This window comes from Pseudoalteromonas sp. MMG024 (assembly GCF_021654175.1).
Lineage (GTDB): Bacteria > Pseudomonadota > Gammaproteobacteria > Enterobacterales > Alteromonadaceae > Pseudoalteromonas.
Window position 1 is genome coordinate 249949 of the sequence record NZ_JAKFZO010000002.1, and the last position, 25228, is coordinate 275176.

Sequence of the window (25228 nt, forward strand, 5' to 3'; positions counted from 1 at the left end):
TATTGCCCAGCCGATGAGGCGATTTTTAACTAAATCGCCTTTGCTTTTGTAAAAAGCTCAGTTAAAGTGACTAGAATTATTTCACGTATGTTGTAAAGGGCTTAGTTATCATGCGTTTATTAGCTTTTATTGTTAGCTTATTTTTCTCTCAAGCAGTGTTTGCAACACCAGACACACTATTTTTGCTGCGCCATGCTGAAAAGCGCGATGGCATTAATCCGAATCTATCTGATGCAGGTAAAGCACGTGCAGAGCACCTGGTTAGCATGTTAAAAAACAAAGAAATTAAGCATATTTTTAGTACCAACTACAACCGCACGCTAGAAACCGTAAAACCGCTCAGTCAAGAATTAGACATTGTGGTGACCCATTATAATCCGCGTCAGTTAACAGCCTTGGTTAAGCAACTCAAAACATTAAAAGGCAATACCGTGATTGTGGGACACAGCAATACCACACCACAACTTGTAAAATTACTAACAGGCCAAGACGTTACTATCAATGAAGACCAGTTTGATAAGCTGTTTGTAATTGAAGGCGGCACGTTAACCTTGCTTAGCTCGAACAATTAAGCGATAGCCTTGAGCAAGCAATACCCATTGAGGTTTGCTTATAAATACGGGTAACTTATTGTTGAAGGCCCGTTTTATTTAGCTTATTAAATACAGAACGACACATTTAGCACTTTTCGAAAATCCGGCCATCAACATCCCGCTTAATAATACCAATTATTGTGAAATACGGTTAAATCGCTGTGCTAATTCGTTAAATGTGCAAAAGCCAAGGGCCAATGGGTAAGCTTGATTATTATCGTCAAGGTAAAATAAGGCGGGAAAGCCGGTTACGTGTAATTGCTGTGCCATACCTAGGTGCTGTGTAAGCCTTTTTTGCGTTTGCTCAGAATTAAGGGCATGAACAAATTCCACTTCATCTAATCCAATTTCAGCAGCACATTCAATCAGGGTGTTTTCTAACGATGGGTTTTGCGCCTTTTGGTAATATGCAATTTGAATTGCATTTACCATTTTTTCTGCCCCATTATCCAGTAAATCACTTGCCACAATCACTGCGCGACACGCTAAATAAGTTGATCGATACGGTGTATTACAGCGCCAATAGTCATGATTAAATGTCACGTTTGTCTTCGCTTCAATTTGATGCCAATAATCAGCAATTGTCGCCCGCATTTGCTCAGTCATAGGCTGGTCATTGTCAGGCGCTAGTCCTCCCATAACCCATTCAATATCGATATCTGAATGTGCTTGTAAAAACGCTTCCAGTTCAGGTGTAAACCCGTAACACCAGGCACACATTGGGTCCATTACATAAATAAAACGCATATTTTCACCTTAACTACACACACTAGCTTTACCTGCTTTACGCAGCGCATAAGGACCACCCTGCTCATCTAATACCAACGCTAACCACTGACCGGTGTGCGTACTATCAAATAAATTCGAAGACGCCATTAATTCAGCAACCACCTCGCGTTTTATTTTTATTAAAGTCGAACCATCACAGCTCTCTAAATGCCAATCTAATTGGGTATTAAGTACCTTAACGGTCATTACATTTGTATTATCTGATGCGTTGTTAAAACGTCGATTTAAGTTCGCTATTTGCGCATTACGGTCATTTTCTAACGCATGTTTTTGAGTCGTAATAGACCAACTTAGTGTTTCTGATTGACGTTCTACTACAGCAACTTGATAGTAATTCGCTTCATTAATCTGGCTATATTGAGGCGCAGCCTCTCGCTGCACTTGGTTAAACACAACAAATCCGAGCATCGTTAACGCAGCAATGCTCATTGCAAATTGAAGGCGATAAAAAAATTTAGATTTTGGCTTTTTTGTCGACTGGGCAATAATGTTATCGCTAAATTCACGCCTCTGCTTTACGCTTGAGTGCAGTTGTTGTTTGCGCTTTTTATAGAGCGAATCAATTAGTTCGTCTGCTTTGTTACTCATCTGCGTACCCTTTCAGCATATTGCGTAAATTTTGTTTTGCGTAGCGTAGTCGTGATTTTATTGTCTCAAACTCGCACCCTGTAATATGTGCAATTTCATCAACCGAAAACCCTTCTTTTTGTAGAATAAACGCTTCTCGTTGGTAAAAGTTGAGTGCGTTAAGCGCACTATCAAGCACCGCCAACATCTCATCTCCACTCACTTCGTGTGATTGGCCGCATACTAGCTGCACATCATCTAGCTGGGTGAGTTTATTTTGGCTACGAAATTCATCAATCAGTAAACGCCTTGCAATCATAAACAACCAAGATTTAAACGAAACTGATGTTTTAAATAACGCTTTTTTTTCAATCACTTTAAGCCATGTTTTTTGACTAACATCTTGCGCAAGCACTTGATCTGACTGACTTACCAAAAAATGATACAAATCGTCATAATAAGTATCTACCAATTGATTTAAATACCGCTTTTTCCCAGAATCACGGTAACGCACCATGATTTCCTCTGCGCTGAGGTCTGCACTAAGCCAAGTAGTCAAAGTTAACAACATCTATAACGACTCCTTTTGCTCGTTGGTCCAACTTTTGCGTAGAAGCTGTGTTAGGGGTTAAGCGTATTTACGAAAAATACGCCCATAAAGTTTTTTAAAACAACACAATAAGTCATTTACATTCGCAAAAACAATCCCCTAAACATAACAGCACTTTATTCTTGCGCTAATTTAAATTCAAGCAACACTGACTGGTTTGTCTGAATATGTGCCACCCCGTTATCAATAGAGGGTTTATACTTCCAGCGTTTTAACGCCTTTAGTGCAGCAGTATTAAAAACACGTTTGGGTTCAGCAGCAATCACTTGCGCATCGATAACACGGCCGGTTTTATCAATACTAAACGTCAACTCCACCCAGCCCTCAATGCCATCGCGAGCTGCTCCTACAGGATACTTAGGTGGCACACGCACAATTGGGCTTGCCTGCCCACTTTGCGACATAAGGCTAGGCGCACTGCTTGGCATACTACCAATAGACACATTTAAGTTGGGTGCAAATGTTAACGGAGCATTGCTCGACGCATTTGCTGGTGCTTCCAAAACACGTTTCGGAGGCTCCGTTAACTTTGGTGGTGGTTGAATTTTAGTTTTCTGCTTAACCTCTGAAATTTCGCGCGCTTGGTATAACGCAATATCAATAATTGGTTTGGGCGCATCAACAACTCGATTTGGTGATTTTATTAAAAACTGCATAAACGCGAACAAACTAAATGTCACAGCCAACGCAGCAATAAAGCAAAGTGTTAGTTTTAGTATCGGAATTTGTGGCTCGAAAGTATCAAGTTGCAATAACATAGGCTTTCCCTTTTTTTAATTGAGTTACCTATAAAACGCAGCGCCATACTAAAAGGGGTAAAAATTTTTTAATAATTTTGAGTTTAAACCTCAACCTTTCAAATTATAAACAGTTATCAACGTATTACGGCCCGTTCTGGTGCAATAAAATCAATCAAAAATCGTTTACTTAAGTTAACACCCATTTCTTTTCTAAACCTTTTTAAGCCCTGCTACGACTTAATAAATAACCAAAGCGTTAAATGCTTTACTTAACAAACAATAGGAATAGAGATATGAACACGTCAAATGCGTTTGATTTATTATTTACAGCAGGTTTAACTACATTTGTTGTTGCAAGCCTGATTACTGCGGGCATGACATTAGCACTTGTAACAGGGTCATTAATTGGTGCTACTTACTTAGTGTTTAAATAACCAGATAAAGAGACAATCCCAGTAAACAAGGAGTTTCTTATGCACAAAAGTACAGGTTATTAAAAAGGCACTTAGTTTAAAACTTAGTGCCTTTTTTATTTAAGAATTTTCAAAAGTATTACTCGGGGATGGATTAAGTTTTAATTAATAAATAAAACTTGGCTAATATCACTCCCAAAGACCTTTTAATTAGATATCTACCATTTCAATTTTAACCACTACATTTTTAAAGCCGGCCTCTTCCAGTTGCTGCTTTAAATGTGCCTGATTATTGCTAGCATCGTAAGCACGCGATGCATTAAACGTACGTGCGCTATTATTAAGAGGTGCCTCATCACCAAAGTAAACATTACCGGCAAATTGGCTTTGCGCATAGAAGTGGCCTGTTAGCGTTGTTTTCTTTGGTCTAAGTACACGGCTTAGCCAGTATTGCATAGTTGTTAAGCTTGTTTGCTCTATCATCCAAGGCCAATCCCACTTTTTGTTCTCACCTGGAATATTGCGATGCTCCCATTGATACGGAATACTTTTCTCTTGCCCAGACCATCGGCCAATGACAAAATTAGCCGTTTCATTTGGACGGTTATCAGGGTGCGTTAATAAACCATTACCGCTCCAACGCATAAATCCGTTGACTGTTAAGTCATACGTAATGTCAGCATCAAATTCATAAGGGTATGAAATTGAGGATTTAAAAAGATCAACTTTGGCATTTAGACGTGTGTACGCAGGAATATTCGTACGTGCCTGTATAACCACACGCTCAGTTTCAGAACCACCATTACTTTCCCCCCAAGCTTGGTTTGCCGAAATTGTGACCGACAGCGAAGTATCCGATCCCCCTGTCACCGATGGTGATTTCCAAGTATTTGATAATGTCACCGATTCAGAAATGCTATAGTCGTTGGTCTTAGACCAATTTGTGGACGTATCGTACTCTATGGTTACAACCGACATCTGATCTGCTGAAGTGTTGTTAATTGCTGGCACAGAGACCGTTCTAATTAACTCTTTCTCAGTCGCAATCACATCACCAGTAATCTTATAAGAATCGGTATCCATTACGTATTCGAAATTAGATACGTCAATGGTACTTTTCTCACCACAGCGATAACCAGAACAACTGCCCCCATTATAACCTCGGATATTCCAGCCATCACCTGCCCGCGTAACCTCCATATCCTCACCAACATAATTAGAACGATTACCTCCCACCCAAGCAAAACCCATATAATGAGCAAGATAGGAAAGCGGCTTGATAAAGGCATCTTTTTGGTTTACCAATTGCCACTCAATTTGACTTTGGCTGCCCGGAGTAACATTAATAGCGCTTAATGTTGGGATTTCAGTCATCGGATTTTTCGGGTAACACCATGAGTTTGACGCTGTACCGCGTTTAATTTCACCTGAATAACCCGGTCCCATAATTACCCAACCATCGGCAAGACCTGTGATTTGCCATTTACCCATTTTTTTAACAATATCATTACGGTAAATCTCAGCTTCACTTTTGGTGATCGGTCTATTTTGAGCAGAGCAAACACCTTCGCCTAGCGCCTCATATTGAATTTGATCGAGATAAATAACCGAAGAGTTTGCATGGGTAAGGCCTGCTTGGCCAATAAGCATTAACGCGAATAGTTTTTTCATTTACTACTTCCTTTTTAGTCATATATAAATTCAGTCCATGTATTTATAAACATCAGAAATAATGGACTGTTGAGAATAGTAAAAATCGCTAAAGCAGATTAATAGAGGCATCAATGAAAGTTAAATTTTCAAAAATGTTAGTTGTAATTTAGCTTTTTGGTTGACTAATCAAACCTGACGTTAAATATCTATGCCACTCAACGAAGAGGTCAAAAAATCAATTAAATAGCGCGTACTTTTAGGGATTAATTTATCAGGCCAAATTAGATTAATATCACGCTTAATTGGCTTAACATGGTCAAGTACATTTACTAGGCGATTGGCATTTAGGAATGGCTTTACACAATAAGCCGGACCGTAATAAATACCGCGCCCCTCAACTGCAGCTAATGCGCACATTTCGATGTCATTTGAGACAAAATCTGGATGTGGTTGGAACACATGGCGCTCACCTGTGAGCGTGATAAAACCCCAATTGTCAAAAGGTGAGCAACAAATATGTGGAAAATGAGCCAGGTCATCAAAGTTTGCAGGCTTGCCATACTTCGCAATAAGAGTTGAAGAGCATGCCATAACGAAATGCATCTGATTTATCACCTTACACATATACTGCGAATTTTCGAGCTGGCCAATTCTAATAGCCAAATCGAACTCGGTGGCTTTTAAATCTAATCGCTCATCAGACAGTAGCATATGTATCTTTATATTGGGGTGTAAGGTATTGAATCGGCTGATCAAACCTGTGAAGTAAACACTTTTAATAAAGTTCTGTGGTGCAATCAGTTTAATTGTACTTACCTTATTTTCACCAATATTTTTAAAATCACACAGAATACTTTGTAAATCTTCAACATGATTCAAACAATGCGCGTAAAAACTTTTACCCGGCTCAGTTAACCTTAAACTACCTCGCTCACGATAAAACAGGGCTAGAGATAAATCGTCTTCAAGTTTTTTAATGCGTCTTTGTAACGTTGGCAATGGAATATTAAGTTTAACTGAAGCTTCATGAAAAGTTTTAAATTGATTTGTTTTGATGAACAGTGCCACGATATCTAGCAAGGTATACCTCCTGTAACAATTGAAGATAACTGCTCAGCCATATTTGGAAAAACGACTTACTTAGCGCATTTATCAACCGAGTATTTATTCAAACTACTTAAGCGTACCCATTTAGGCAACGAATTTTTATTAATGCTATGTGTTGAACTGCTATCAAGCCTGATATTTCAATGGCAGCTACCTAATTTAGCTTTGTTAACAAATGAAAACAATGGTGTGATGCGTTGTAAAAATTAAAAAATTCGCTCGCGAACCAAGCTAACAGACTAAATAAGGGTTTTAAATATAGAACGATACCGTTGCTTAAAAAGTATCAAGCTTTTAAAACTAATTTACTTACTTCTTAAATAACGCCAGGTTTAACTGTTTTACTACTGCTTTCCACCCGGTAAAACCTCGTTGTTTACACCCATTAACAAATTAAAGGAAAATCATATCTCAATGAAATAATTGAAATAATTACTCTAAAATCACCTTCCGACTGTGCTTACTGCTGTTTTTTAAACCACTTTTTGGACAAAAAACATTGAATTGTTAATTTTTAGTAACAATACTGAGTTGACCTCTGAGGTCTGACAACCCAGAAAAACACACAATGACAACAATTAGCTTGGAAGTTGATATGAATAAAAATAAAAGCAGTATCACGTTAAGCAGTATCTTTGCATGCGCAGTAGCGCTTTCAACAAGCTTTGCAGCAGCAAGTAAAGAATATAAAACAATCCTGATCCATGGATTTCAACCCGCACAATTAATTAATGCAGCAGGCACTGATGTGACAGCTGATGGTGCTAACTATTGGTCATCTTACTGGGATCAACTGGCAGATGAACGCATAGACTGGCCGTCTTATGAACGTGTTGAAGGTAAAATTGCATCAGATTGGGTTTGGCCCAAACTAAAACAATTTTCCCAATCAGGGTTATGTGACGCAGGCTGCGTTTTTGTCACCCACTCAACGGGAGACTTAGTTGCTCGTTATATTATCGACAACCAAGCAAATTGGTTGCAGAATGCTGGATTAAAGGCGCTTAATATTGTTGCAACCTTTGATATAGCTGGCGCCGGTGGTGGTAGTGAGTTGGCAGATATTGCTGTCAGTGCATTATCAGGGGCAGCCTCTTGGAACCCACTTGTTGATGCTGCGCTCGAGTGGTGGCTAGGCAGCAATATTAATGAGGCAGTGGGTGTATTACACGACTTAAAAGTAAACAACGCACGTAACCTTGCGCCTTTGCCCGATAGCAGAGCCCCCCGCTTACGCTTTGTTGCCGATGGTGATGACTTTTTTGGCGCAACCTCGTTATTTATTCGTGGCAATGATGATGGCGTTGTAGCTACTCATTCCGCATGTGGTGCAAGTAGCGTTGCAGCTTATGGTAGTTGCAGTACAGATGTTGACACAAACGGCCGAATCAAAACTCAAAACGACGCTGTATCTGGTTTTATGCCTTATCACTATCCAATGTTAATGTCTGACAACTACAGTCATAACAATATTCGTGAAAGCAAACATCGTGGTGAAGTTACTGTTGCGATTAATCGTGTTGGGATTGCAGCAAATACAGTGTCATTTGATAGCTATGAAAAATCAACCGGCGCGTGGTTTTGGAAAAAAGAGTTTCGCCTTGTTAATCAATCCGATCAGCTAAGCGCATCAGAATTAATTTATAACGCGATTCCCTAACCCCTGGGCCCTGTTAACTTGCGGTTGGCAGGGCTATTTCTAGATGTGATATTTTATGAAAAAATCCATTATTGCACTTGCACTTACTACGGTATTCGGTTTTTTAATATGGCTGTTTTTCTCTGATAAAAGCGTTGCACAACCTAATACATTTAAAACATTACCGGCAAAAGCATCTGTTATAACAACAGCTGTTCAACCAAAAGCTTCAAACGTTACCCAACAAAAATTGACGATTGCGCAAGCAAAAAAACACTTTGATGAATCCATTAAATCTGCGGCAAAACAGGTATCCCACCAATATGCTGCTGCACTGAATTTTCCTCCTTATTCGCAACCACTTACTTCGCTTGATACAGACCGGCTAGAACCCAACAAGTTTAACCCTGTCGCCATACCTATTAACAACGATGGCGCTAACTTGGTATTAAGTTTAAATAAATATCGCTTTGTATACCCAGAGCCAATAGCTGTGCGTATTGAAGGCGAAAATATCGGCGCGGTGACATTGAGTTTAATGGACGTCGACAGCAAAAAAGTGTTGGCATCACAACGAATTAATAATGCTAAACAGAGCTATGACTTTTCATTTTCGGCCCGCGAAGATTACCCTAGAAATTTGCAAATCTTAGCTGAGGCACAAATTAATGCGGATCAAGTACCGATTGTTGCACACCTACAATATATGAATCCAAGTGCCGTGTTGATGGGGTTTGATAACGCTTGGCCTAACAGCGATAAAATGACCATTCCCGCCAAGCTAAAAGTTTACAAAGCAGGTATGTACCGCATTAGGGCCAACTTGTATATCGGTGAGCAACCCATTGCGCATTTAGTCTCGCGAGAACGCTTAGAAACTGGCAGCCAAACTATTGCATTAGATGCTCATTGGTCAGTGTTAAAAGTCACTGATCAACCTATGCATCTGCATGGTTTTGTCATTGAATTAATGTCACCCGCACCTGGAGAGCCAAGTGTTTTTGGCCATAGCGAAATAAAATCGTTCACGATTAGTGAGTTTCCAGTTGATAGTTTAAATAAAACCCCATATCACCCCACACATGCTGAACGCCAAAGTTTACAGTTTCTAAAAAGCTTAGGCACAACAAGTTAATCGATTAGATGAAATAAAAATAGGGATCACCATCGATCCCCATTTGATTTAATAAACATCTATTTTGAATTGTCTAGCAACTTAGCGTGAATAAACGGTTTTTCCGCGACTAATTGTTTGCTCAATGTATAAATCTTTTAATGTTTCAGGTGCTACTTTTAATGGGTTTTTGTTCAAAATAATTAAATCCGCTTGCTTACCGACTTTTAAACTACCTTTACTATTCTCTTCAAAGTGTTGATAGGCAGGCCAAAGCGTCATTGATTTTAAACCTGTGTAAGCATCTACACGCTGTTCGGGTCCAAGTACTTTATGTGTGCGCGTAGTGCGATTTACTGTGGCATCCAGTACTCTAAATGAGCTTGGCAATGCAACAGGCGCATCATGGTGGCTACTAAAAACCATTCCCGCATCGAGTATAGCGTTAGTCGGCGAAATAAAATCAGCTCGCGGTTCGCCTAACACCGAGTCGCGATGCCAATCGCCCCAATAAAAGGTATGCATTGGGAAAAGCGCTGGGAAAATACCTGCATCTTTTAATCGTGCTACTTGATCTTGTCGTATAGTTTGGCCATGAATTAGTACTGGGCGACGGTCTTTTTTGCCAAGTTTGCTGTTAGCTTTTTCTACAGCAGTAATAAATTGTTCAATTGCCGCATCACCATTGGCGTGGGTCAATACTTGCCAATCATTTTTAAAAGCGGTTTCAACATAGTTATAGGCGGTTTCATCTTTAAATGTTGGGTAGCCAACATACTCATTATTTTGCCCATGAGGTGGATGAAAATACGGCTGCGTTAACCACGCTGTTTTGCCTTGTGGTGAACCATCAAAATTTAACTTAACACCACCTATGCGAAAATGATTTGTGTACGTTGGCGCATTGTATAGCGAAGTCATAAAGTCACTGCTCGATACCATATCCGCATACGCAACAACATCTATTAGCAGTTGCCCTTTGGTTGATGCGCGTTTAAGCGCTTCATAGCCATCGGTGGTTGCACGGCCTTCTTGCGCGGTAGTGTAGCCAAATTTCGCATACATCTTTTGCGCCGCTTCTAACATAGTGTCTTGCAAGCTTTGGTCGATGAGTTTATTGAGGCTAAATAACACTGCAAAGTGCGCGTTTTCTTCAAGCACACCGTTTGGCTCTTTGCTACCTTCAATACGGCGAATAACACCCCCCTCTGGATTAGGTGAATCTGCATTAATCCCACTTAGTTCGAGTGCTTTACTATTTGCCACACTTAAATGACCCGAAGTATGCACAATCAACACCGGCTTATCGGTACTTACCTTGTCCAGGTCATCTTTAGTAGGGTAGCGGTCAAGTTCGGCATCGTCATAGCCAAAGCCTAAAATCCAACCTGTTTTCTCGATAAATAAGCGTTGCGTTTGCTCTTGGTCGGCCGCTTTTAATATCTCAATAATACTGTCTACCGTATTTGCTTTTCCATCAGGCGGCGGTAAAACATTGGCCACCACGGCTTGAAGCCCTACACCATAAACATGGCTATGCGGGTCAACAAAGCCCGGTAACAGCGCTTTACCTTTTAAATCAATCAGTGCAGTTTTACCAAACTTATGCGCCATGGCACTTTTTTTATCACCGACAAAAATGATTTTTTCGCCAAGGGTTGCGATTGCTTCTGCGTATTGAGGCGTATCACCTTCCATAGTTAATACGTCACCACCAAAGTAAATTCTATCGGCTGCTGTTACTGCAAGCGGTTTTGACACTGCCTCACTTTGTGTTGGTTTTTCTGAAAAACAGCCTGTTAGTGTAAGCCCAACAGCGCCTGCTATCATCCAATGCCATTTCATAACGTACTCTCCTTTACTTAAGTTTGTGAACTCGCTTTATCAGTTCGCACTCACTAAAACCAGTAAACCGCATCTCATTCAAAAAGGGAACAAATTATTTAAGCGATTGTTATTTCAGATCAAAAATTAGTGGCTGTCGGTCTCTCAAGTTAGCTTTTCTTGTAGTAGCTCAACAAACTTTCTAACTTTTGGCGATAAATGCTTACGACTCGGATATACCGCATACACATGAACTTCAGTCGTTGGAAAATCGGTAAACAGTACTTCAATATCGTCATTCTGCAACGCCTCAGCTAAGAAAAATTCGGGCAGGCGCACAATACCATGGCCGTCTAACGCCATTGCTAATTCCATATGGCCGTTATTGCAGCGAATACGTTCTTTAACAGGCACCGCAAACTCGCTGCCATTTTTATCGATAAAGTCCCATTTATCGGCCTTCTTTAAATTGCTATAACAAATGCAGTGATGATTAGACAGCTCACGTGGGTGATGAGGTTTACTATACCGCTCAATGTATTTTTTACTGATAATGGTATACGTTGGAACACTAGCCAGTCGTTTACAAATTAACGTAGAATCATCCAGTGCAGGCGTTGCACGAATAGCTAAGTCGTAGCCTTCGTTAATCAAATCGACTTTTTCATCGCTGATATTCCACTCTAAACTAACATTGGGATAAAGCGATAAATACTCCGACAATGCTGGCTGTAATAGCCCTTTACTCAAGCCAAGCGGACAGCTCACTTTTAAACTGCCTTTCGGTTTTTCATCACTTGGTGAGATCGATTGCAGTGCCTGCTCAGTATCATTCACCAGCTGCTCGCAGTGATTAAAAAACACTTGCCCCTCAGGCGTAAGTGAAATAGAGCGTGTGGTTCGATTTAATAAGCGCACGCCTACACGCTCTTCTAACTTACTGATTACTTTACTAACATGGGAGTTTGAGTGATTCATCGCCTCAGCAGCTGCACCAAAACCACCCAGTTTTACCACTTGCACAAAAATGGGAATACCATCAAATATATTATTAGCCATATGGAAACAGTATTTTAATTTTATAAGTATTAATATCGTAAAGGAATTAATATAACCTTATATTCAACAAGTCAAGGTAACTACTTAATTAGAATTCGTGTCGGAGAGCATTATGAAATTATTAGCATTCGCAGCAACAAACAATAGCCAGTCAATTAACAAGCAACTAGTACAATACGCATCATCATTAGTAGATGCAGAAGTTGAGATTTTAGATTTAAACGACTTTGAAATGCCAATTTACAGCCAAGATCGTGAACAACAAGGTGGCATTCCAGAGCAAGCACAAACCTTTTACAAAAAAATCGGTGATGCAGATGCCGTTGTAATTTCATTTGCTGAGCATAACGGCTCTTACACAGCGGCTTATAAAAACCTATTCGATTGGACATCACGCATTAATATGAAAGTGTATCAAGATAAGCCAGTTGTATTAATGGCATCATCACCAGGCCCTGGCGGCGCGCAAAGTGTATTAGGCGCAGCAACAGGCTCAGCAGGTTTCTTTGCGATGGACGTTAAAGGCAGTTTTTCACTACCAAGCTTTTTCGATAACTTTGATGTAGAAAAAGGTCAAATTACCAACAGTGAACTCGCCGATAAATTATCTACCATAATGGCGCAGCTTGGTTAATTAAAACGTAACACTTACGTTTTATTATGAGGTTAAAACACCCTCCCCTTCAACAGGTGCATTGCACCTGTTTTTTTATGGTTAGCGTTTGATAATTAACAGTACTTTTTAAAGCACTCACCCAAACTTGACGTTACTTTTAAAACCACGCTTTTAGCTTGCCTGCCATTTTTTTACTACAAAATAGTAAAAACCATTTGCATCTTTCGTTTTAAAAAACTATTTTGTAGTAAATTAAGCCTTGATAGTGTCCATAGGTGGTTTGTGGGTAAAAGTGATAAATTTTTAGGTGAGTTTGAGCAAATGGTTTTACTCGCCTTATTACAACTAAAAGAAAACGCTTATGGCGCGGCTATTCGTCAACTTTTAGACCAACAAATTAAACGCACTGTTGCTCTGGGTGCACTTTACGCCACCCTTGAACGGCTAGAGAAAAAGGGCCTAGTGTCATCAAAACTAGGAGAAGCAACACCTGAGCGCGGCGGTCGCCCGAAGCGTTTTTTTAAAGTAACTAATGATGGATTAAAAGCGTTACAGCGGGCAAAAGATGCCATGGATACCCTTTGGCAACACGTGCCAAATCAGCCTTTTGAAGTATAAACGGTGAACACCATGGCTAAAAACAATGTAAATCCACCTAAGCTCGCTGCTTGGCTAATTGCGCGCTTTACACCAAAACACCATCAAAATGCCCTTTTAGGCGACTTGTACGAAGAGTATTCTCTACTACAAACGCAAAACCCATCAGTTGCAAATTGCTGGTTTTGGCATCAAACCTACCTTTCAGGCCAAACGGCGTTTCATCGCCTAGTTACTAATACGAATGTCATTAAAGGCGTTATTTTTAGTATCGGACTTAGCCTTTTTACAATTATCGCCCTCTTGGTAATGTGGTTAAGTAGCATGGATAACGTTGATGGCTTTAGTGACGGCTTTTGGCACTCGCTGTTAAATGGCAATATACACCTCGCCTTACTCGAAGGTGCATTTTGGTTAGGCACACCAGAATATGTGATGAAAAGTGTCGATGATGGCATTTGGTCGTTTATAAAATTATTTATTGATGTTCCGGCTGTAATGATGGCGACAGCATCCCTCTTTGCTATTCGTTATTTAAGTAAAACCGCATCAATGCGACTACTTTGCATAGCGTCTTTATTAATGGTGTGTGTGCCCTACTTTTACGGTATGCATTTACTTAGCAATCACGATTACGCGGCAACGCAAACTGGTCCTGTACTGGCTTGTATGTTGCTCAATGTGTTCTATTTAGTGCTGCCAAGCTGTTATTTTATTGCGAAACGCTTACGCGTCGAACGCAGCAAAGTGTGGCAATCCAACAGTTAAATAACGCAAGAAGTATCGCAATGGAAAACCACGAATTTGTAGATGAAAAAGCCAAAGGTGCACCCAATTGGATGACGACGTTTGCTGATTTAATGTCGCTCCTGATGTGCTTTTTTGTGTTGCTGTTATCTTACTCAGTGATGGATGTCGAAAAGTTCAAACACATCGCGGGCTCAATGAAAAAAGCCTTTGGTGTGCAATCAGAAGTAATGTTAGAAGATATACCAAAAGGCACGTCGATTATCGCTACCGAGTTTTCGCCAGGAAAACCAGAACCCACACCAATACAGTCTGTGCAACAGCTTACAACTGAGAATGAACAACGTGACTTACAAACACAAAAAGCTGAAAGTGATGTAGCTAAAATCAATCTAAAGTTAAAAGAAACCTTAGAGCACTTACTTAAAAGCGAAATTGACAACGAACTAATTGAACTTGAAATGCTCGGGCAACAATTGATTATTCGATTAAACGAGCGCGGCAGTTTTCCATCTGGTTCAAGCTTTTTACAACCGCGATTCAAACCCGTTTTAACGACTATAGCTGAGCAACTCGCGCGTATTCCGGGGCAAATTTCCGTATCTGGCCACAGTGATGACTTGCACGTAAGTAATGAACTGCATGCCAATAACTGGGAGTTATCATCAAAGCGTGCGAATGCCGTGCTGCAAACCTTACTCGTTTCAAATCATCTTAACAGTAACCGCTTGCATATAGCGGCTTATGCCGATACTAAGCCTTTGCTGCCCAACACATCGCAACAAAACAGAGCTAAAAATCGCCGCGTTGAAATTGCAATTTCACAAGGCAACGCGGTCGAACTTAAACCTTCTCAGTCTTTTTAGGAAAACCCATGGATTCAGCAAGTGGCTTTGGCCTTTCAATCATCATTTTAGCACTGATTTTTGGCATTTTTGCCAGCGGCGCAGCACCAGAGGCATACGCAAATCTATCATCCATTTGCATTGTACTTGGTGGCACCTTAGGTGCGGTAATGCTAAGTTATCGCTTATCTAAATTTATCGCTGCTATAAAACACATTAAATGGGTATTTTCTAAAACCACGCCCGATCTCTTTAACACCATGGATGAACTCGTTGAATTAGCTGAAGTTGCCCGTAAAAGTGGCTTTTTAGGGTTAGAAGAAAAACCGATAAACGACCCGTTTATGGCTAAAGCAATTAACTTACTGGTCGATGGTCATAACCCTGAAGCCATTGAATTTACAATGAATCGCGATATTTTGCATACTCGCCAAAATAATAACGATGCCATTAAAGTAATGAACAGTTTTACCGAACTTGCACCTGCTATGGGCATGATAGGGACATTAATTGGCTTAGTTGCGATGCTAATTGCAATGGACGACCCAAAAACCATCGGGCCGCAAATGTCAGTCGCGTTATTAACGACCCTTTATGGCGCACTGATTGCCAATGGCATCACAGGTCCTTTTGCTAATAAGCTGGGCGAGCGCGCAGAAGAGATAAAGCACCATATGTGCTTAGTGCGCGATGGAGTGATGCATATTGCCAAAGGGGATAACCCAAAAACCATGATGAATTTGTTAGCTGGCTACTTAGGTGAAGATTTAACATCTAATGCAAGGTTTGTTGATGAAAAAACTAGCGCTAGCCAATAATCATTTTGTTATAGTAAATCGCTGATAACAAAACCAATTGTAGGTTGCCAACAATGATTTTAGGCCTTAATCATATCACTATTGCGGTGAGCGATTTAGCTCGCTCCCTTGAATTTTACATCGATGTACTCGGTTTCAAAGGGCATGTAAAATGGCAACACGGCGCATACTTATCTATAGGCGATTTATGGTTTTGCCTAAGTATTGATACACCCTCAACCCGAACTGACTATTCGCACATTGCATTTGATATTGCTAAAGCAGACTTTGATAACTTTAAAACGCGGATAGCAGAGCACAACATTCCCCTTTGGAAGAATAATAAAAGCGAAGGCGACTCGCTTTACTTTTTAGACCCCGATGGTCACCAATTAGAAGTGCATGTCGGCTCGTTGAAAACACGCCTGCAAGCACTCAAACTACGCCCTTACAATAACCTTGAATGGTTATAAACGCTTAGACTTAATGGAGTAAACAATGAAACCAATTTTATTTATATTAACTATGCCATTTGAAGACGGACCCGGAAAGATGTGGGTATGCTCTCATTGCGCAATGATAGAAGGTGCACTGCAGTTTAACCCGCATTGGCAACAACACCTAGATATTCGCCGCATTGATTTTGCTAAACCAAGACAGCAAGTGGTTGAATTACTTGGCGAAGAAAATCAGTGGTTGCCAGTGCTTATTCTAGAAAACAAGCGCACCATCACCGACCCAGTAGCTATTATCAACCATCTAGCGAGCGAGTTTGGTGGCGCTGCGGCGCATCCATAAATAAGATACAAAAACGAGGCACACGTTATTTGATTTTAAGTATGCCTCGTTATTTATAGAGTTAGTGTGTTATTTATCGCTCCATACCGCAAATTCGTTACCACAAGGGTCGCTAAAGTGAAAACGTTTTCCACCTGGAAACTCAAACGTTTCCACTACAATTTTACCGCCAGCTGCGGTAATTTTGTCTTGAGTTTCAGCCAAATTTGCACTGTAAAACACCACTAATGCTGAGCCTTTAGCTACCGCCATAGCGTTGTCACTTAAATAAAAGCCACCATCAATACCGGCATTATTAAACGCGGTATATTCAGGCCCGTAGTCGGTAAACTCAAAGGCAAAAACCGCATTAAAAAAGGCTTTAACCTGTGATAAGTCGCTGGCTGGAAACTCAAGATAATTTATTTTTTCGTGTTGCATACGGCCTCCGTGTCTTCGCTAAAAATACTAAATAACCTGAACTTGGCTTAATACGTTAACTACCAATTTGTCATAGATAGATTTATTGGTTTAAACCTTCTCGCTTAATAATTTGTCATGCCAAATCCAGATCAAATTATAAAACTGCCTACCAAAACGTAAAGTAATAAACTGATTGCAGCAATCACCAAACAATACGGTAACTGGGTTTTCACGTGCTCAATATGATCGCACCCACTGGCGATAGACGCCACTATGGTCGAATCTGAAATAGGTGAAGCGTGATCGCCAAATACCCCGCCGCCCAAAACAGCTGCTAATAAAAACGCCGGTTCAATGCCTGTTTGTAATGCAATAGGTAAGGCAATTGGAAATAAAATGGCAAAGGTTCCCCACGATGTGCCCGTAGCAAATGCCATAATACCTGCAGTAATAAACAGTAACGGTGCAATCCAAAGCATTGATACTTCAGAGCTCATAAGGCCGCTAACATAAGTGCCTGTGCCAAAGGCTTTTACCGCATCGCCAAAGGCAAACGACAACACTAACACCGCAACCGCTGGCACTAAGTTTTTAATACCTTTAAGGCTGTGCGTTAACAGATGTTTAATTGAAAACACCTTATCAAGTAACAACATCAATACAAGTACAAGGTAACTCGTCACCACGGCCCAAAGCACCGAGAACGAACCGCTGCCGCGACGTAAGTCTCCATCACCAGTGTAATAGAGTAAACCCAAGGTAATAAAAATAATACCAAGCATAGGAATAACAAGGTATCGCGCTTTGCCAATCGTATCATTTTGCTCAAATTTTGATTCGACCTTGCTGCTAGCTGCTTTTAAAGGGCCAAACACGCGTCCGCTTAACGCCGTGTAATACACCACGCAGATAACGATAATGGGATAAAAGTTATAACCTATGGTGCTTAGCAAAACGCCTACTTCATCCGATAAATTATATCCATCAAGCAAGCCTAAAATGTATGCGCCCCAGCCATTAATCAGCAATAAAATACTAATTGGCGAACAGGTAGAATCGAGAATAAACGCAAGACGCGCACGCGATAATTTGTATTTGTCAAAAATGCTTTGAGACGCAAGACCCGCGGTAAACATACTTAAATTAGTATCGGTAAAAATAGACGAACCGATCAACGTCGGAACCATCGCAGCTTTTCTATCGTTATCAACCCAATGCTTTTTATTAAGCGCATTAATAAAGCCAGCTACACCACCACTGGCATTAACCAGCGCAAGTACTGCACCAATCAATAAACTAAATATAATAATGCGTTGGTTATAGGTGGATGTTGCGACATCAATCACCCCTGTAGTCATCGCGCTGACACTAGTTAATGGCGCAAAATTTGATGACATAAAGTATGTAAGTACTAACCCAACTATTAGGGCTTGAATGGCACTTTTACGCCAAATGGCAACTAATATCGCCACAATCGGCGGGATAATGGTATAAATTGAATCGTTCATTATTATTCTCAGCACGCAATAAGCGGCTTATTTTGAACAGTTAAATACATAATTGCAAAAAAATGCACTAAACCAAGGTAATGAGCCAATTTTGATAGTCAGCATCTATCGGAATATGCGCTTGTTGCCAATCGTTATCGTAATAGGTATTTAAATAACGCTCGCCACTATCACAAATCAAACTTACGATAGAGCCCGACTGCCCTGATTCATGCATTTGTTTTGCTAGGTGTAACATACCAACCAAATTTGTCCCAGTTGATGGGCCGACTTTGCGTCCCAACTTTTCTGACAACCAGAACATGGCTGCAATACTTTGTCCATCCGGCACTTTCAGCATTTCGTCAATCACACCCGGTATAAATGAGGGCTCTACTCGCGGGCGACCAATGCCTTCAATACGACTACCCGTTTGAGTTGTCAGTGTGTTATCACCGTTTTTATAAAAGTCATAAAATACCGAGTTATCTGGGTCTACTACCAGTAACTGTGTATTAACACCTTGATAGCGCACGTAACGACCAATTGTTGCCGATGTACCGCCTGTGCCTGGGCTCATCACAATCCAGCGCGGAATTGGGTTTGGCTCTTTAGCCATTTGCGAAAAAATACTCTCAGCAATATTGTTATTACCACGCCAATCGGTTGCCCGCTCCGCATAGGTAAATTGGTCCATATAATGGCCGCCAAGCTCATCAGCTAAACGTTGTGACTCGGCATAAATCTGTGTGGTATTTTCAACTAAATGGAATTTTCCACCATAAAACTCGATTTGCTTTATTTTCTCTTTCGCAGTCGTTTTTGCCATAACTGCAATAAAGGGTAAACCTAGTAATTTTGCAAAATAAGCCTCAGAAACCGCCGTTGAGCCGCTTGAAGATTCAATAATCGGCGTATCTTCATTGATCCAACCATTGCTAAGCGCATACAAAAACAATGAACGTGCTAAACGATGCTTTAGTGAGCCCGTTGGGTGTGTACTTTCATCTTTAAGATAAAACTCAATATTAGGAAATGCCATTAAATTGAACGGGATCAAATGGGTATCCGCTGAGCGAGTATAATCGGCGGCAATTTTAGCAAATGCCTGTTTTGTCCAATTGTTATTCATTTTATCCCTATTCATTGTCTATTAAGATAAAAACTGTAGTCTTACCATTAGCATAGAGATTACAGTTCCTAAAATCTATGTTATCTTTCTTAAACAAAACACAACTTCGTTAGCTGGCCAAGGAGCTTGATTATGAAAAACCTACTAATCGCATGTGGCGTGTTATTGTTAGCTGCCTGTGCAAAAACCCCTGATTGGGACTATGACCGCACAGCAAATTTTGCAAACTATAAAACATTTGCCTTTGTTGATAACGCCGATCTTGCTAAAAACACCACTAATTACCAAATTAGTCCGCTAATGGAACAACGTGTGCGTGCAGCAGTTGCACGAGAATTAAAAGCGAAAGGCTTTACCCAAACAGCAACCGACTCAGCTGACGTACTGATTAACTACCACGCATCAGTTGAAAAGAAAATCAGTACCGACACCATTTCATACAATACCGGTATGGGTTACCCGTACAGTGCACGCTGGGGTTACTGGGGTGTAGGAATGGAAACCCATACATCAACTCGCGAATATGAAGTAGGAACGCTGGTGTTAGATGTTATTGATCGCAACGAAAAGGCCCTTGTTTGGCGCGGTGCAAAAGGCGGTAAGTTAACTAAAAACCAATCGCCAGAACAGCGTACAAAAGCAGCTAACGAGCTGATCGCTGAAATTCTATCAAACTTCCCGCCCGAATTAATGTAGGGTAAGCGGATACAAAAAAGCCATCAATGATGGCTTTTTTGTTATTAAGGGCAAGGTCTATTGGTGAAAGCGAAATTAGGTTGCACCTTCAAGATAGCTAATAATCTTCATTGCATCGTCATTGGTGTCACCACACACATCATGTGTCGGCTTAAAGTCTAAACAGACTTTAGGGCGGGTTTTATCTCCAAATAATCGACATAAGTTATTTTCGTCCAGTTGCACACAACGCACACCCGCAGGTTTACCCATTGGCATACCCGGTATTGATGATGAAATACTTGGCGCAATGCAGCACGCACCACATCCTAATCGACACTCCACGTTTAAAACCCCTTTTGTTTCTCGGCTCGCATTATAAAACATTCTTCCTAGGCTTGCGATAGCGTCACTTCAAGTGCCAATGGCCTGATAAAGTGTAACAAAACATGTTTTTAGGCTATCTTTAGATAAAATTTAGAAACTAGGTATTTCATATACTTATAAGCGTATTAAAAATCATTATCAAAAATCACACATAGTTTGTTACATCTAGCTCATCTTCGTAAACATTCTCTTCTCTATAGTAACGTCGTCATCAATAGAAAAATGTAGGGATTTAAAATGGCGAGCAAATTAAAACTCACCGGGATCACCCTAGCTGTTTTGCTAGGGTCAGTTGGCGTTGCAGCAGGTTTAGGTGCAATGAAAAAGCCACCGGAAAAAAAAGAAGAAAAAGATTCAATTCCAGTTGTTGTCGTTGAAGATAACAGTGTTGAAACCATCACACTAAACGTTAATTCTTACGGGTTAGTTAACCCTAAGTATCAAACCTCACTTACTGCGCAAGTAACCGGCCAAGTAACTGAAATTTCAAATGCCTTTGTTAAAGGTGGCTTTGTTAAACAAGGCGAAGTGATTGCCCGTATCGATCCAAACGATTACGAAGCAGCGCTCACAGAAGCAGAAGCAAGTCTCGCGCAAGCGCGCGCAGCACTTGAATTAGAACGAGCACAAAAGCGCGTTGCCGAATCCGAATGGGAACGTATCAAAGAAAGTGCCAAAAACGAATTTGTGCCAACCGAACTTTATTTGCGTAAACCACAACTTGCGGAAAAAGTTGCGCGCTACCGCGCAGCAGAAGCCGGTGTTAAACGTGCAAAACGCAACCTTGAGCGTACCTACATCAAAGCACCTTACGATGCAATTATTACCGCGCGCTCAGTGGCACTTGGCTCAGTAGTAAATTCAGGAAGCCCTATAGGCGAATTAAGTAGCACCGATTTTGCCGAAGTGCGCCTACCGGTAGCGGATAAAGAATTACAATTCTTAATGCAGGGCGGTTTAAACGCTGAAGTTGACCTTGTTACAAATTACCAAGGCAAACTGCACCATTGGCAAGCAAAAATTGTACGCAGCGAAGGCCAAGTGGATAATAAAAGCCGTATGTCTTACTTAGTAGCAGAAATTAAAGACCCGTATGGTTTAGATTCTAACAATACACCACTGCGTTATGGTTCTTATGTAAATGCAGCAATTTCAGGCTTATCAATTGAAGGCGTAAGCCGTGTTAAGTCACACCTCGTTAAAGACGGTAAAGTTGCTGTGTTAGAAGACGGCGTACTGGCATATCGCAGTGTTGAAATACTGCGTGAAGAAGGCCGTGATTTAATTGTTAAAGGCGACTTAGGCGATAATGAACAAATTATTGCATCTAATATTAAGCGTCCTAAAGCAGGGATGAAACTTGCCAACGCTGCACTGGCAAGCGATATCAAACCTGCAAAGCCTGTTGCAGAACTTGCGATGAAACACGAGGACTAAACCATGATTGATACAAATAAAGGTATCATTGCATGGTTTACTCGCAACCCTGTTGCAGCAAACCTGCTAATGATCATTATTTTGGTCGGTGGCTTATTTACCGCGATGACCATTCGTAAACAAATGTTCCCGCAATTTGAAAACAGTTGGATGTCAGTTCAAGTTGCCTACCCTGGCGCTGCCGCGCAAGAGGTAGAAGAAGGCATAACCATGAAAATTGAAGAAGCATTAGAGGGTATGCAAGGCATTGAGCGCCTTATCACCTACTCTAACCGCGGCTTCTCACAATCGTGGATCCGAATTGACGAAAGTTACGATGCCAAAGAGGTACTTGATGAAGTTAAGATGCAAATTGACTCCATCTCAACCTTCCCAGATGGTATGGAACGCCCTATTGTTGCAAAAGAAAAGTACCGTCAAGAAGTGATGTTTTTATCGGTACATGGCCCGCTTTCGCAACGCGAGTTAAAAGATTTAGGCTACAAAATTCATGACGAACTATTAGCATTACCGGGCATTAATATTGCCGAATACTACAGTGGTTTAAACTATGAAATTGGCATTGAAATTAGCCCTGATAAGCTGCGTGAATACGGCCTAACTTTTAGAGATGTTGCTAATGCTGTGCGTGCTTCGTCGGCTAATATGTCGGCAGGTCAAATTCGTGCTGAAAACGGCTATATTTCAATGCGTGTTGAAAATCAAGCCTATCGCGGCAAAGAGTTTGAAAAACTCCCGCTTGTTAGCCTTGCGGACGGCAGCCAGATTTTACTTGGTGATGTTGCAACAATAAACGATGGCTTTCAAGAAGGCATTCAATTTTCTAAATTTAATGGCGACAACTCACGTACTTTTTTTATTGGTGCGTCAGAAGATCAAGACATCACTAAAGTTGCTGCAACAATTAACACCTACTTAGAAAAGAAAGCAAAAGAGCTACCTGAAGGCGTAACGTTAGAATCATTTGTTGATATGACCTATTACCTTGAAGGTCGTTTAAACATGATGATTGAAAATATGGCATGGGGTGGCTTGTTGGTTATCCTGAGCTTAGCATTATTCCTTCGCATTAAACTGGCGTTTTGGGTAATGATGGGATTACCTGTGTCGTTCTTAGGTGCATTGTTAGTTATGCCACTTGGCGGCCTTGATATCACCATTAATATTATGTCGCTATTTGCCTTTATTCTGGTACTCGGCATCGTGGTGGATGACGCCATTGTCATCGGGGAATCAGCACACAGTGAAATTGAAAAACACGGCCACTCAACCGACAACGTCATTCGCGGCGTAAAACGCGTGGCAGTGCCTGCTACCTTTGGTGTACTCACCACGATTGCAGCATTCTTACCGATGATGCTAGATAGCGGCCCAGAAGCTGCGGTATCAAAATCCATTGGTGGTGTAATCATTTTATGCTTAATCTTTTCACTGATTGAATCAAAGCTTATTTTGCCTGCTCACTTAGCAAAAATGAAATTAAAGCCACACAACCCTAAAAACCCATTACACCGTATGCGTGAAGGGTTAGATGGTGGTTTAAAACGCTTTATTGATAACAGCTACCGTCCAATGATTGTTAAATTTATTGAGTTCCGCTACCCGGTTATTTTCGCTTTCGTTGGCTTAATGATTATTAGTGGTGGTCTATTTGCAGGTGGCTTTGTTAAGTTTGTTGCCAATCCTAAAGTGCCGCACGATTTCGCTAATATCAACATTGAGATGGAACAAGCTACTGCCGAGCGCACAACACTTGATACGGCGTTAAAAATTGAGCAATTAATTTTGAACGAAGACAAGCTAATTGAGCAAGAGCACGGTCAGAAAATGATTGAAGCAATCTCTGTGCGATTAGAAGGCCGTACCAATGCCGAGGTCATGGCAAAACTAGTTGACCCTGAACTGCGCCCAATGGATACCTTTGAACTTGCCGATCGCTGGCGTAGCAAAATGCCTGACTTTGCCGCGGTTAAAAACCTAAATATTCGCGACAGCATTGGTGGTAACCAACGTGACGACGGCGATATTAGTTTCCGCCTTGAAGGCAAAGATATGGAAGAACTGCGTTTAGCTGCCGCTGAGTTAAAAACACATCTAAATACCATTAAAGGTGTGGGTGATGTAAATGATTCAATGCAAACAGCGACCGATGAAGTGCAGTTTGAACTAAAACCAGTTGCCTACAGCTTAGGCTTAACCTTAGCGGATGTTGCATCGCAAGTAAGCTTTAGTTTTTACGGCTTAGAAGCACAACGTATTTTACGTGACGGCGAAGAAGTTCGCGTAATGATCCGCTACCCAGAGCAAGAACGTAACGCAATCAGCCGTATTCACGATGTACGCATTATCACGCCGCAAGGTGCTGAGGTACTGCTATCAGAAGTGGCTGAAGTAAAACTGGTTGAAGGTGTAAGCCGTATTCGCCGTGAAAATGCGCGCCGTACAATTAATGTATGGGCCAGCATTGATGCAGAGCAGGTTGAACCCTTTAAAGTCGCAGAAGATATTCGTGAAGAGTACATCCCAACATTACTTGAGAAGTTCCCAGGTATTAGCACCAACTTAACGGGTCGCGTGCAAGAAGAAATGGACTCAATGATGGAGCAAATTAAGAACTTCATTATTTCATTAATGGTAATTTACAGCCTACTGGCAATTCCACTGCGCTCTTACTCGCAACCGCTGTTAATTATGTCGGTTATTCCATTTGGCATCATTGGCGCAATGTTCGGCCATATGGTACTTGGCATGACCATGAGTGCCCTGTCGATGTTCGGTATTATTGCCGCAGCAGGTGTGGTAGTAAATGACTCGCTGGTTATGGTGGACTTTGTTAACAACGCTCGTAAGCAAGGTGTTGCCATTAAAGATGCGGTGGTTGACGCTGGTTGTAAACGCTTCCGCGCTATCTTACTGACTTCAGCAACGACATTTATCGGTCTTATTCCAATTTTGAGTGAAACCAGCTTGCAAGCACAACTTGTGGTGCCAATGGCAGTATCACTCGCATTTGGTGTGTTATTCGCAACGGTGATCACCCTAGTGCTGATCCCATGCCAATACGTTGCACTTGAAGATATAAAAGGTCTTTTTAGACGAGACAAAGAGAAAAAGGACATTTCTCAATCAGACATTGATGACGACGCTACTGTAAAAATCTGATTACTTGTCTAACCAACCAAAGCCCACACATTGTTGTG

26 protein-coding genes are annotated in these 25228 nt (G+C 41.0%); 14 read left to right on the forward strand and 12 right to left on the reverse strand.

Annotated features, from left to right (window positions below; all coding sequences use genetic code 11):
- The first annotated feature begins 110 nt into the window (after positions 1 to 110).
- Complete coding sequence (locus L1068_RS02840; RefSeq protein ID WP_237128985.1) at positions 111 to 572, forward strand: phosphoglycerate mutase family protein; 462 nt, start codon at positions 111 to 113, stop codon at positions 570 to 572.
- Positions 573 to 728: 156 nt separating this feature from the next.
- Here the strand turns inward: L1068_RS02840 and L1068_RS02845 are convergent, their stop codons facing one another.
- From L1068_RS02845 to L1068_RS02860, 4 genes are all read right to left on the reverse strand, one after another.
- A complete protein-coding gene (locus tag L1068_RS02845) occupies positions 729 to 1340 on the reverse strand; it encodes a DsbA family protein (protein WP_237128986.1) in 612 nt (203 codons plus the stop codon).
- Between the two features lie 9 nt (positions 1341 to 1349).
- Positions 1350 to 1970 (reverse strand): hypothetical protein, encoded by a 621-nt coding sequence (locus tag L1068_RS02850; RefSeq protein WP_237128987.1) that lies wholly within the window; start codon positions 1968 to 1970, stop codon positions 1350 to 1352.
- Complete coding sequence (locus L1068_RS02855; protein ID WP_237128988.1) at positions 1963 to 2520, reverse strand: sigma-70 family RNA polymerase sigma factor; 558 nt, start codon at positions 2518 to 2520, stop codon at positions 1963 to 1965. The genes L1068_RS02850 and L1068_RS02855 overlap by 8 nt, the downstream gene beginning before the upstream one ends.
- 155 nt (positions 2521 to 2675) lie before the next feature.
- Entirely contained in the window at positions 2676 to 3317 is a 642-nt protein-coding gene (locus L1068_RS02860; protein WP_054980175.1) for an energy transducer TonB, read from the reverse strand.
- Positions 3318 to 3592: 275 nt separating this feature from the next.
- Here L1068_RS02860 and L1068_RS02865 point away from each other — a divergent pair, with 275 nt between their 5' ends.
- The gene (locus L1068_RS02865) at positions 3593 to 3733 is read left to right on the forward strand and encodes a hypothetical protein (protein WP_161805685.1); all 141 of its coding nucleotides are present in this window, start codon (positions 3593 to 3595) and stop codon (positions 3731 to 3733) included.
- 189 nt (positions 3734 to 3922) lie between these two features.
- Here the strand turns inward: L1068_RS02865 and L1068_RS02870 are convergent, their stop codons facing one another.
- A complete protein-coding gene (locus tag L1068_RS02870) occupies positions 3923 to 5383 on the reverse strand; it encodes an aerolysin family beta-barrel pore-forming toxin (RefSeq protein WP_237128989.1) in 1461 nt (486 codons plus the stop codon).
- Between the two features lie 180 nt (positions 5384 to 5563).
- Positions 5564 to 6445 (reverse strand): LysR family transcriptional regulator, encoded by an 882-nt coding sequence (locus L1068_RS02875; protein ID WP_237128990.1) that lies wholly within the window; start codon positions 6443 to 6445, stop codon positions 5564 to 5566.
- Between the two features lie 622 nt (positions 6446 to 7067).
- Between L1068_RS02875 and L1068_RS02880 the strand changes: the two genes are divergently transcribed.
- Positions 7068 to 8132: a hypothetical protein gene (locus L1068_RS02880; RefSeq protein WP_237128991.1), complete on the forward strand. Its 1065-nt coding sequence runs from the start codon at positions 7068 to 7070 to the stop codon at positions 8130 to 8132.
- A gap of 55 nt (positions 8133 to 8187) precedes the next feature.
- On the forward strand, positions 8188 to 9246 hold the full coding sequence (locus tag L1068_RS02885) for a hypothetical protein (protein WP_237128992.1): 1059 nt from the start codon (positions 8188 to 8190) through the stop codon (positions 9244 to 9246).
- Between the two features lie 81 nt (positions 9247 to 9327).
- Here the strand turns inward: L1068_RS02885 and L1068_RS02890 are convergent, their stop codons facing one another.
- Positions 9328 to 11070: an amidohydrolase gene (locus tag L1068_RS02890; RefSeq protein ID WP_237128993.1), complete on the reverse strand. Its 1743-nt coding sequence runs from the start codon at positions 11068 to 11070 to the stop codon at positions 9328 to 9330.
- 144 nt (positions 11071 to 11214) lie between these two features.
- Positions 11215 to 12108 (reverse strand): LysR family transcriptional regulator, encoded by an 894-nt coding sequence (locus L1068_RS02895; protein ID WP_237128994.1) that lies wholly within the window; start codon positions 12106 to 12108, stop codon positions 11215 to 11217.
- A gap of 112 nt (positions 12109 to 12220) precedes the next feature.
- Between L1068_RS02895 and L1068_RS02900 the strand changes: the two genes are divergently transcribed.
- The 7 genes from L1068_RS02900 (at position 12221) to L1068_RS02930 (ending at position 16508) form a co-directional block, all read left to right on the forward strand.
- Positions 12221 to 12742, forward strand: a complete 522-nt coding sequence (locus L1068_RS02900; RefSeq protein ID WP_237128995.1) for an NAD(P)H-dependent oxidoreductase — start codon at positions 12221 to 12223, stop codon at positions 12740 to 12742.
- Between the two features lie 264 nt (positions 12743 to 13006).
- Complete coding sequence (locus L1068_RS02905; protein WP_010558865.1) at positions 13007 to 13342, forward strand: PadR family transcriptional regulator; 336 nt, start codon at positions 13007 to 13009, stop codon at positions 13340 to 13342.
- 12 nt (positions 13343 to 13354) lie between these two features.
- A complete protein-coding gene (locus L1068_RS02910; protein WP_237128996.1) occupies positions 13355 to 14089 on the forward strand; it encodes a hypothetical protein in 735 nt (244 codons plus the stop codon).
- Between the two features lie 20 nt (positions 14090 to 14109).
- Complete coding sequence (locus L1068_RS02915) at positions 14110 to 14934, forward strand: flagellar motor protein MotB (protein WP_237129089.1); 825 nt, start codon at positions 14110 to 14112, stop codon at positions 14932 to 14934.
- An 8-nt stretch (positions 14935 to 14942) separates the two neighbouring features.
- The gene (locus L1068_RS02920; protein ID WP_237128997.1) at positions 14943 to 15731 is read left to right on the forward strand and encodes a MotA/TolQ/ExbB proton channel family protein; all 789 of its coding nucleotides are present in this window, start codon (positions 14943 to 14945) and stop codon (positions 15729 to 15731) included.
- 53 nt (positions 15732 to 15784) lie between these two features.
- On the forward strand, positions 15785 to 16183 hold the full coding sequence (fos, locus tag L1068_RS02925; RefSeq protein WP_237128998.1) for a fosfomycin resistance glutathione transferase: 399 nt from the start codon (positions 15785 to 15787) through the stop codon (positions 16181 to 16183).
- A gap of 25 nt (positions 16184 to 16208) precedes the next feature.
- On the forward strand, positions 16209 to 16508 hold the full coding sequence (locus L1068_RS02930) for a DUF3088 family protein (protein WP_237128999.1): 300 nt from the start codon (positions 16209 to 16211) through the stop codon (positions 16506 to 16508).
- 69 nt (positions 16509 to 16577) lie between these two features.
- Here the strand turns inward: L1068_RS02930 and L1068_RS02935 are convergent, their stop codons facing one another.
- The 3 genes from L1068_RS02935 to L1068_RS02945 all read right to left on the reverse strand — a co-directional run bounded on the left by L1068_RS02935 (position 16578) and on the right by L1068_RS02945 (position 19529).
- A complete protein-coding gene (locus L1068_RS02935) occupies positions 16578 to 16928 on the reverse strand; it encodes a VOC family protein (RefSeq protein ID WP_237129000.1) in 351 nt (116 codons plus the stop codon).
- Between the two features lie 131 nt (positions 16929 to 17059).
- The gene (locus L1068_RS02940; protein WP_237129002.1) at positions 17060 to 18418 is read right to left on the reverse strand and encodes a Na+/H+ antiporter NhaC family protein; all 1359 of its coding nucleotides are present in this window, start codon (positions 18416 to 18418) and stop codon (positions 17060 to 17062) included.
- Positions 18419 to 18485: 67 nt separating this feature from the next.
- Complete coding sequence (locus L1068_RS02945) at positions 18486 to 19529, reverse strand: PLP-dependent cysteine synthase family protein (protein ID WP_237129003.1); 1044 nt, start codon at positions 19527 to 19529, stop codon at positions 18486 to 18488.
- Positions 19530 to 19661: 132 nt separating this feature from the next.
- On the opposite strand from L1068_RS02945, the gene L1068_RS02950 reads away from it, so the two are divergent.
- A complete protein-coding gene (locus L1068_RS02950) occupies positions 19662 to 20225 on the forward strand; it encodes a DUF4136 domain-containing protein (protein WP_054980161.1) in 564 nt (187 codons plus the stop codon).
- A 75-nt stretch (positions 20226 to 20300) separates the two neighbouring features.
- Here L1068_RS02950 and L1068_RS02955 read toward each other — a convergent pair whose 3' ends face one another.
- Positions 20301 to 20591 (reverse strand): YkgJ family cysteine cluster protein, encoded by a 291-nt coding sequence (locus L1068_RS02955; protein ID WP_105172687.1) that lies wholly within the window; start codon positions 20589 to 20591, stop codon positions 20301 to 20303.
- A 237-nt stretch (positions 20592 to 20828) separates the two neighbouring features.
- Between L1068_RS02955 and L1068_RS02960 the strand changes: the two genes are divergently transcribed.
- Both L1068_RS02960 and L1068_RS02965 read left to right on the forward strand, forming a co-directional pair.
- On the forward strand, positions 20829 to 22028 hold the full coding sequence (locus tag L1068_RS02960; protein WP_237129004.1) for an efflux RND transporter periplasmic adaptor subunit: 1200 nt from the start codon (positions 20829 to 20831) through the stop codon (positions 22026 to 22028).
- A gap of 3 nt (positions 22029 to 22031) precedes the next feature.
- A complete protein-coding gene (locus tag L1068_RS02965; protein WP_237129005.1) occupies positions 22032 to 25190 on the forward strand; it encodes an efflux RND transporter permease subunit in 3159 nt (1052 codons plus the stop codon).
- The last annotated feature ends 38 nt before the right edge of the window (positions 25191 to 25228 follow it).

What these genes read in the sequence shown, in the direction of transcription:
- L1068_RS02845 (WP_237128986.1), bottom strand. Translation starts at nt 1,340, where the DNA reads ATGCGTTTTATTTATGTAATGGACCCAATGTGTGCCTGGTGTTACGGG.
- L1068_RS02950 (WP_054980161.1), top strand. Translation starts at nt 19,662, where the DNA reads ATGAAAAACCTACTAATCGCATGTGGCGTGTTATTGTTAGCTGCCTGT.
- L1068_RS02870 (WP_237128989.1), bottom strand. Translation starts at nt 5,383, where the DNA reads ATGAAAAAACTATTCGCGTTAATGCTTATTGGCCAAGCAGGCCTTACC.
- L1068_RS02890 (WP_237128993.1), bottom strand. Translation starts at nt 11,070, where the DNA reads ATGAAATGGCATTGGATGATAGCAGGCGCTGTTGGGCTTACACTAACA.
- L1068_RS02945 (WP_237129003.1), bottom strand. Translation starts at nt 19,529, where the DNA reads ATGAATAACAATTGGACAAAACAGGCATTTGCTAAAATTGCCGCCGAT.
- L1068_RS02840 (WP_237128985.1), top strand. Translation starts at nt 111, where the DNA reads ATGCGTTTATTAGCTTTTATTGTTAGCTTATTTTTCTCTCAAGCAGTG.
- L1068_RS02960 (WP_237129004.1), top strand. Translation starts at nt 20,829, where the DNA reads ATGGCGAGCAAATTAAAACTCACCGGGATCACCCTAGCTGTTTTGCTA.
- fos (WP_237128998.1), top strand. Translation starts at nt 15,785, where the DNA reads ATGATTTTAGGCCTTAATCATATCACTATTGCGGTGAGCGATTTAGCT.
- L1068_RS02885 (WP_237128992.1), top strand. Translation starts at nt 8,188, where the DNA reads ATGAAAAAATCCATTATTGCACTTGCACTTACTACGGTATTCGGTTTT.
- L1068_RS02935 (WP_237129000.1), bottom strand. Translation starts at nt 16,928, where the DNA reads ATGCAACACGAAAAAATAAATTATCTTGAGTTTCCAGCCAGCGACTTA.
- L1068_RS02855 (WP_237128988.1), bottom strand. Translation starts at nt 2,520, where the DNA reads ATGTTGTTAACTTTGACTACTTGGCTTAGTGCAGACCTCAGCGCAGAG.
- L1068_RS02895 (WP_237128994.1), bottom strand. Translation starts at nt 12,108, where the DNA reads ATGGCTAATAATATATTTGATGGTATTCCCATTTTTGTGCAAGTGGTA.
- L1068_RS02930 (WP_237128999.1), top strand. Translation starts at nt 16,209, where the DNA reads ATGAAACCAATTTTATTTATATTAACTATGCCATTTGAAGACGGACCC.
- L1068_RS02965 (WP_237129005.1), top strand. Translation starts at nt 22,032, where the DNA reads ATGATTGATACAAATAAAGGTATCATTGCATGGTTTACTCGCAACCCT.
- L1068_RS02955 (WP_105172687.1), bottom strand. Translation starts at nt 20,591, where the DNA reads ATGTTTTATAATGCGAGCCGAGAAACAAAAGGGGTTTTAAACGTGGAG.
- L1068_RS02850 (WP_237128987.1), bottom strand. Translation starts at nt 1,970, where the DNA reads ATGAGTAACAAAGCAGACGAACTAATTGATTCGCTCTATAAAAAGCGC.
- L1068_RS02940 (WP_237129002.1), bottom strand. Translation starts at nt 18,418, where the DNA reads ATGAACGATTCAATTTATACCATTATCCCGCCGATTGTGGCGATATTA.
- L1068_RS02880 (WP_237128991.1), top strand. Translation starts at nt 7,068, where the DNA reads ATGAATAAAAATAAAAGCAGTATCACGTTAAGCAGTATCTTTGCATGC.
- L1068_RS02915 (WP_237129089.1), top strand. Translation starts at nt 14,110, where the DNA reads ATGGAAAACCACGAATTTGTAGATGAAAAAGCCAAAGGTGCACCCAAT.
- L1068_RS02910 (WP_237128996.1), top strand. Translation starts at nt 13,355, where the DNA reads ATGGCTAAAAACAATGTAAATCCACCTAAGCTCGCTGCTTGGCTAATT.
- L1068_RS02865 (WP_161805685.1), top strand. Translation starts at nt 3,593, where the DNA reads ATGAACACGTCAAATGCGTTTGATTTATTATTTACAGCAGGTTTAACT.
- L1068_RS02920 (WP_237128997.1), top strand. Translation starts at nt 14,943, where the DNA reads ATGGATTCAGCAAGTGGCTTTGGCCTTTCAATCATCATTTTAGCACTG.
- L1068_RS02900 (WP_237128995.1), top strand. Translation starts at nt 12,221, where the DNA reads ATGAAATTATTAGCATTCGCAGCAACAAACAATAGCCAGTCAATTAAC.
- L1068_RS02860 (WP_054980175.1), bottom strand. Translation starts at nt 3,317, where the DNA reads ATGTTATTGCAACTTGATACTTTCGAGCCACAAATTCCGATACTAAAA.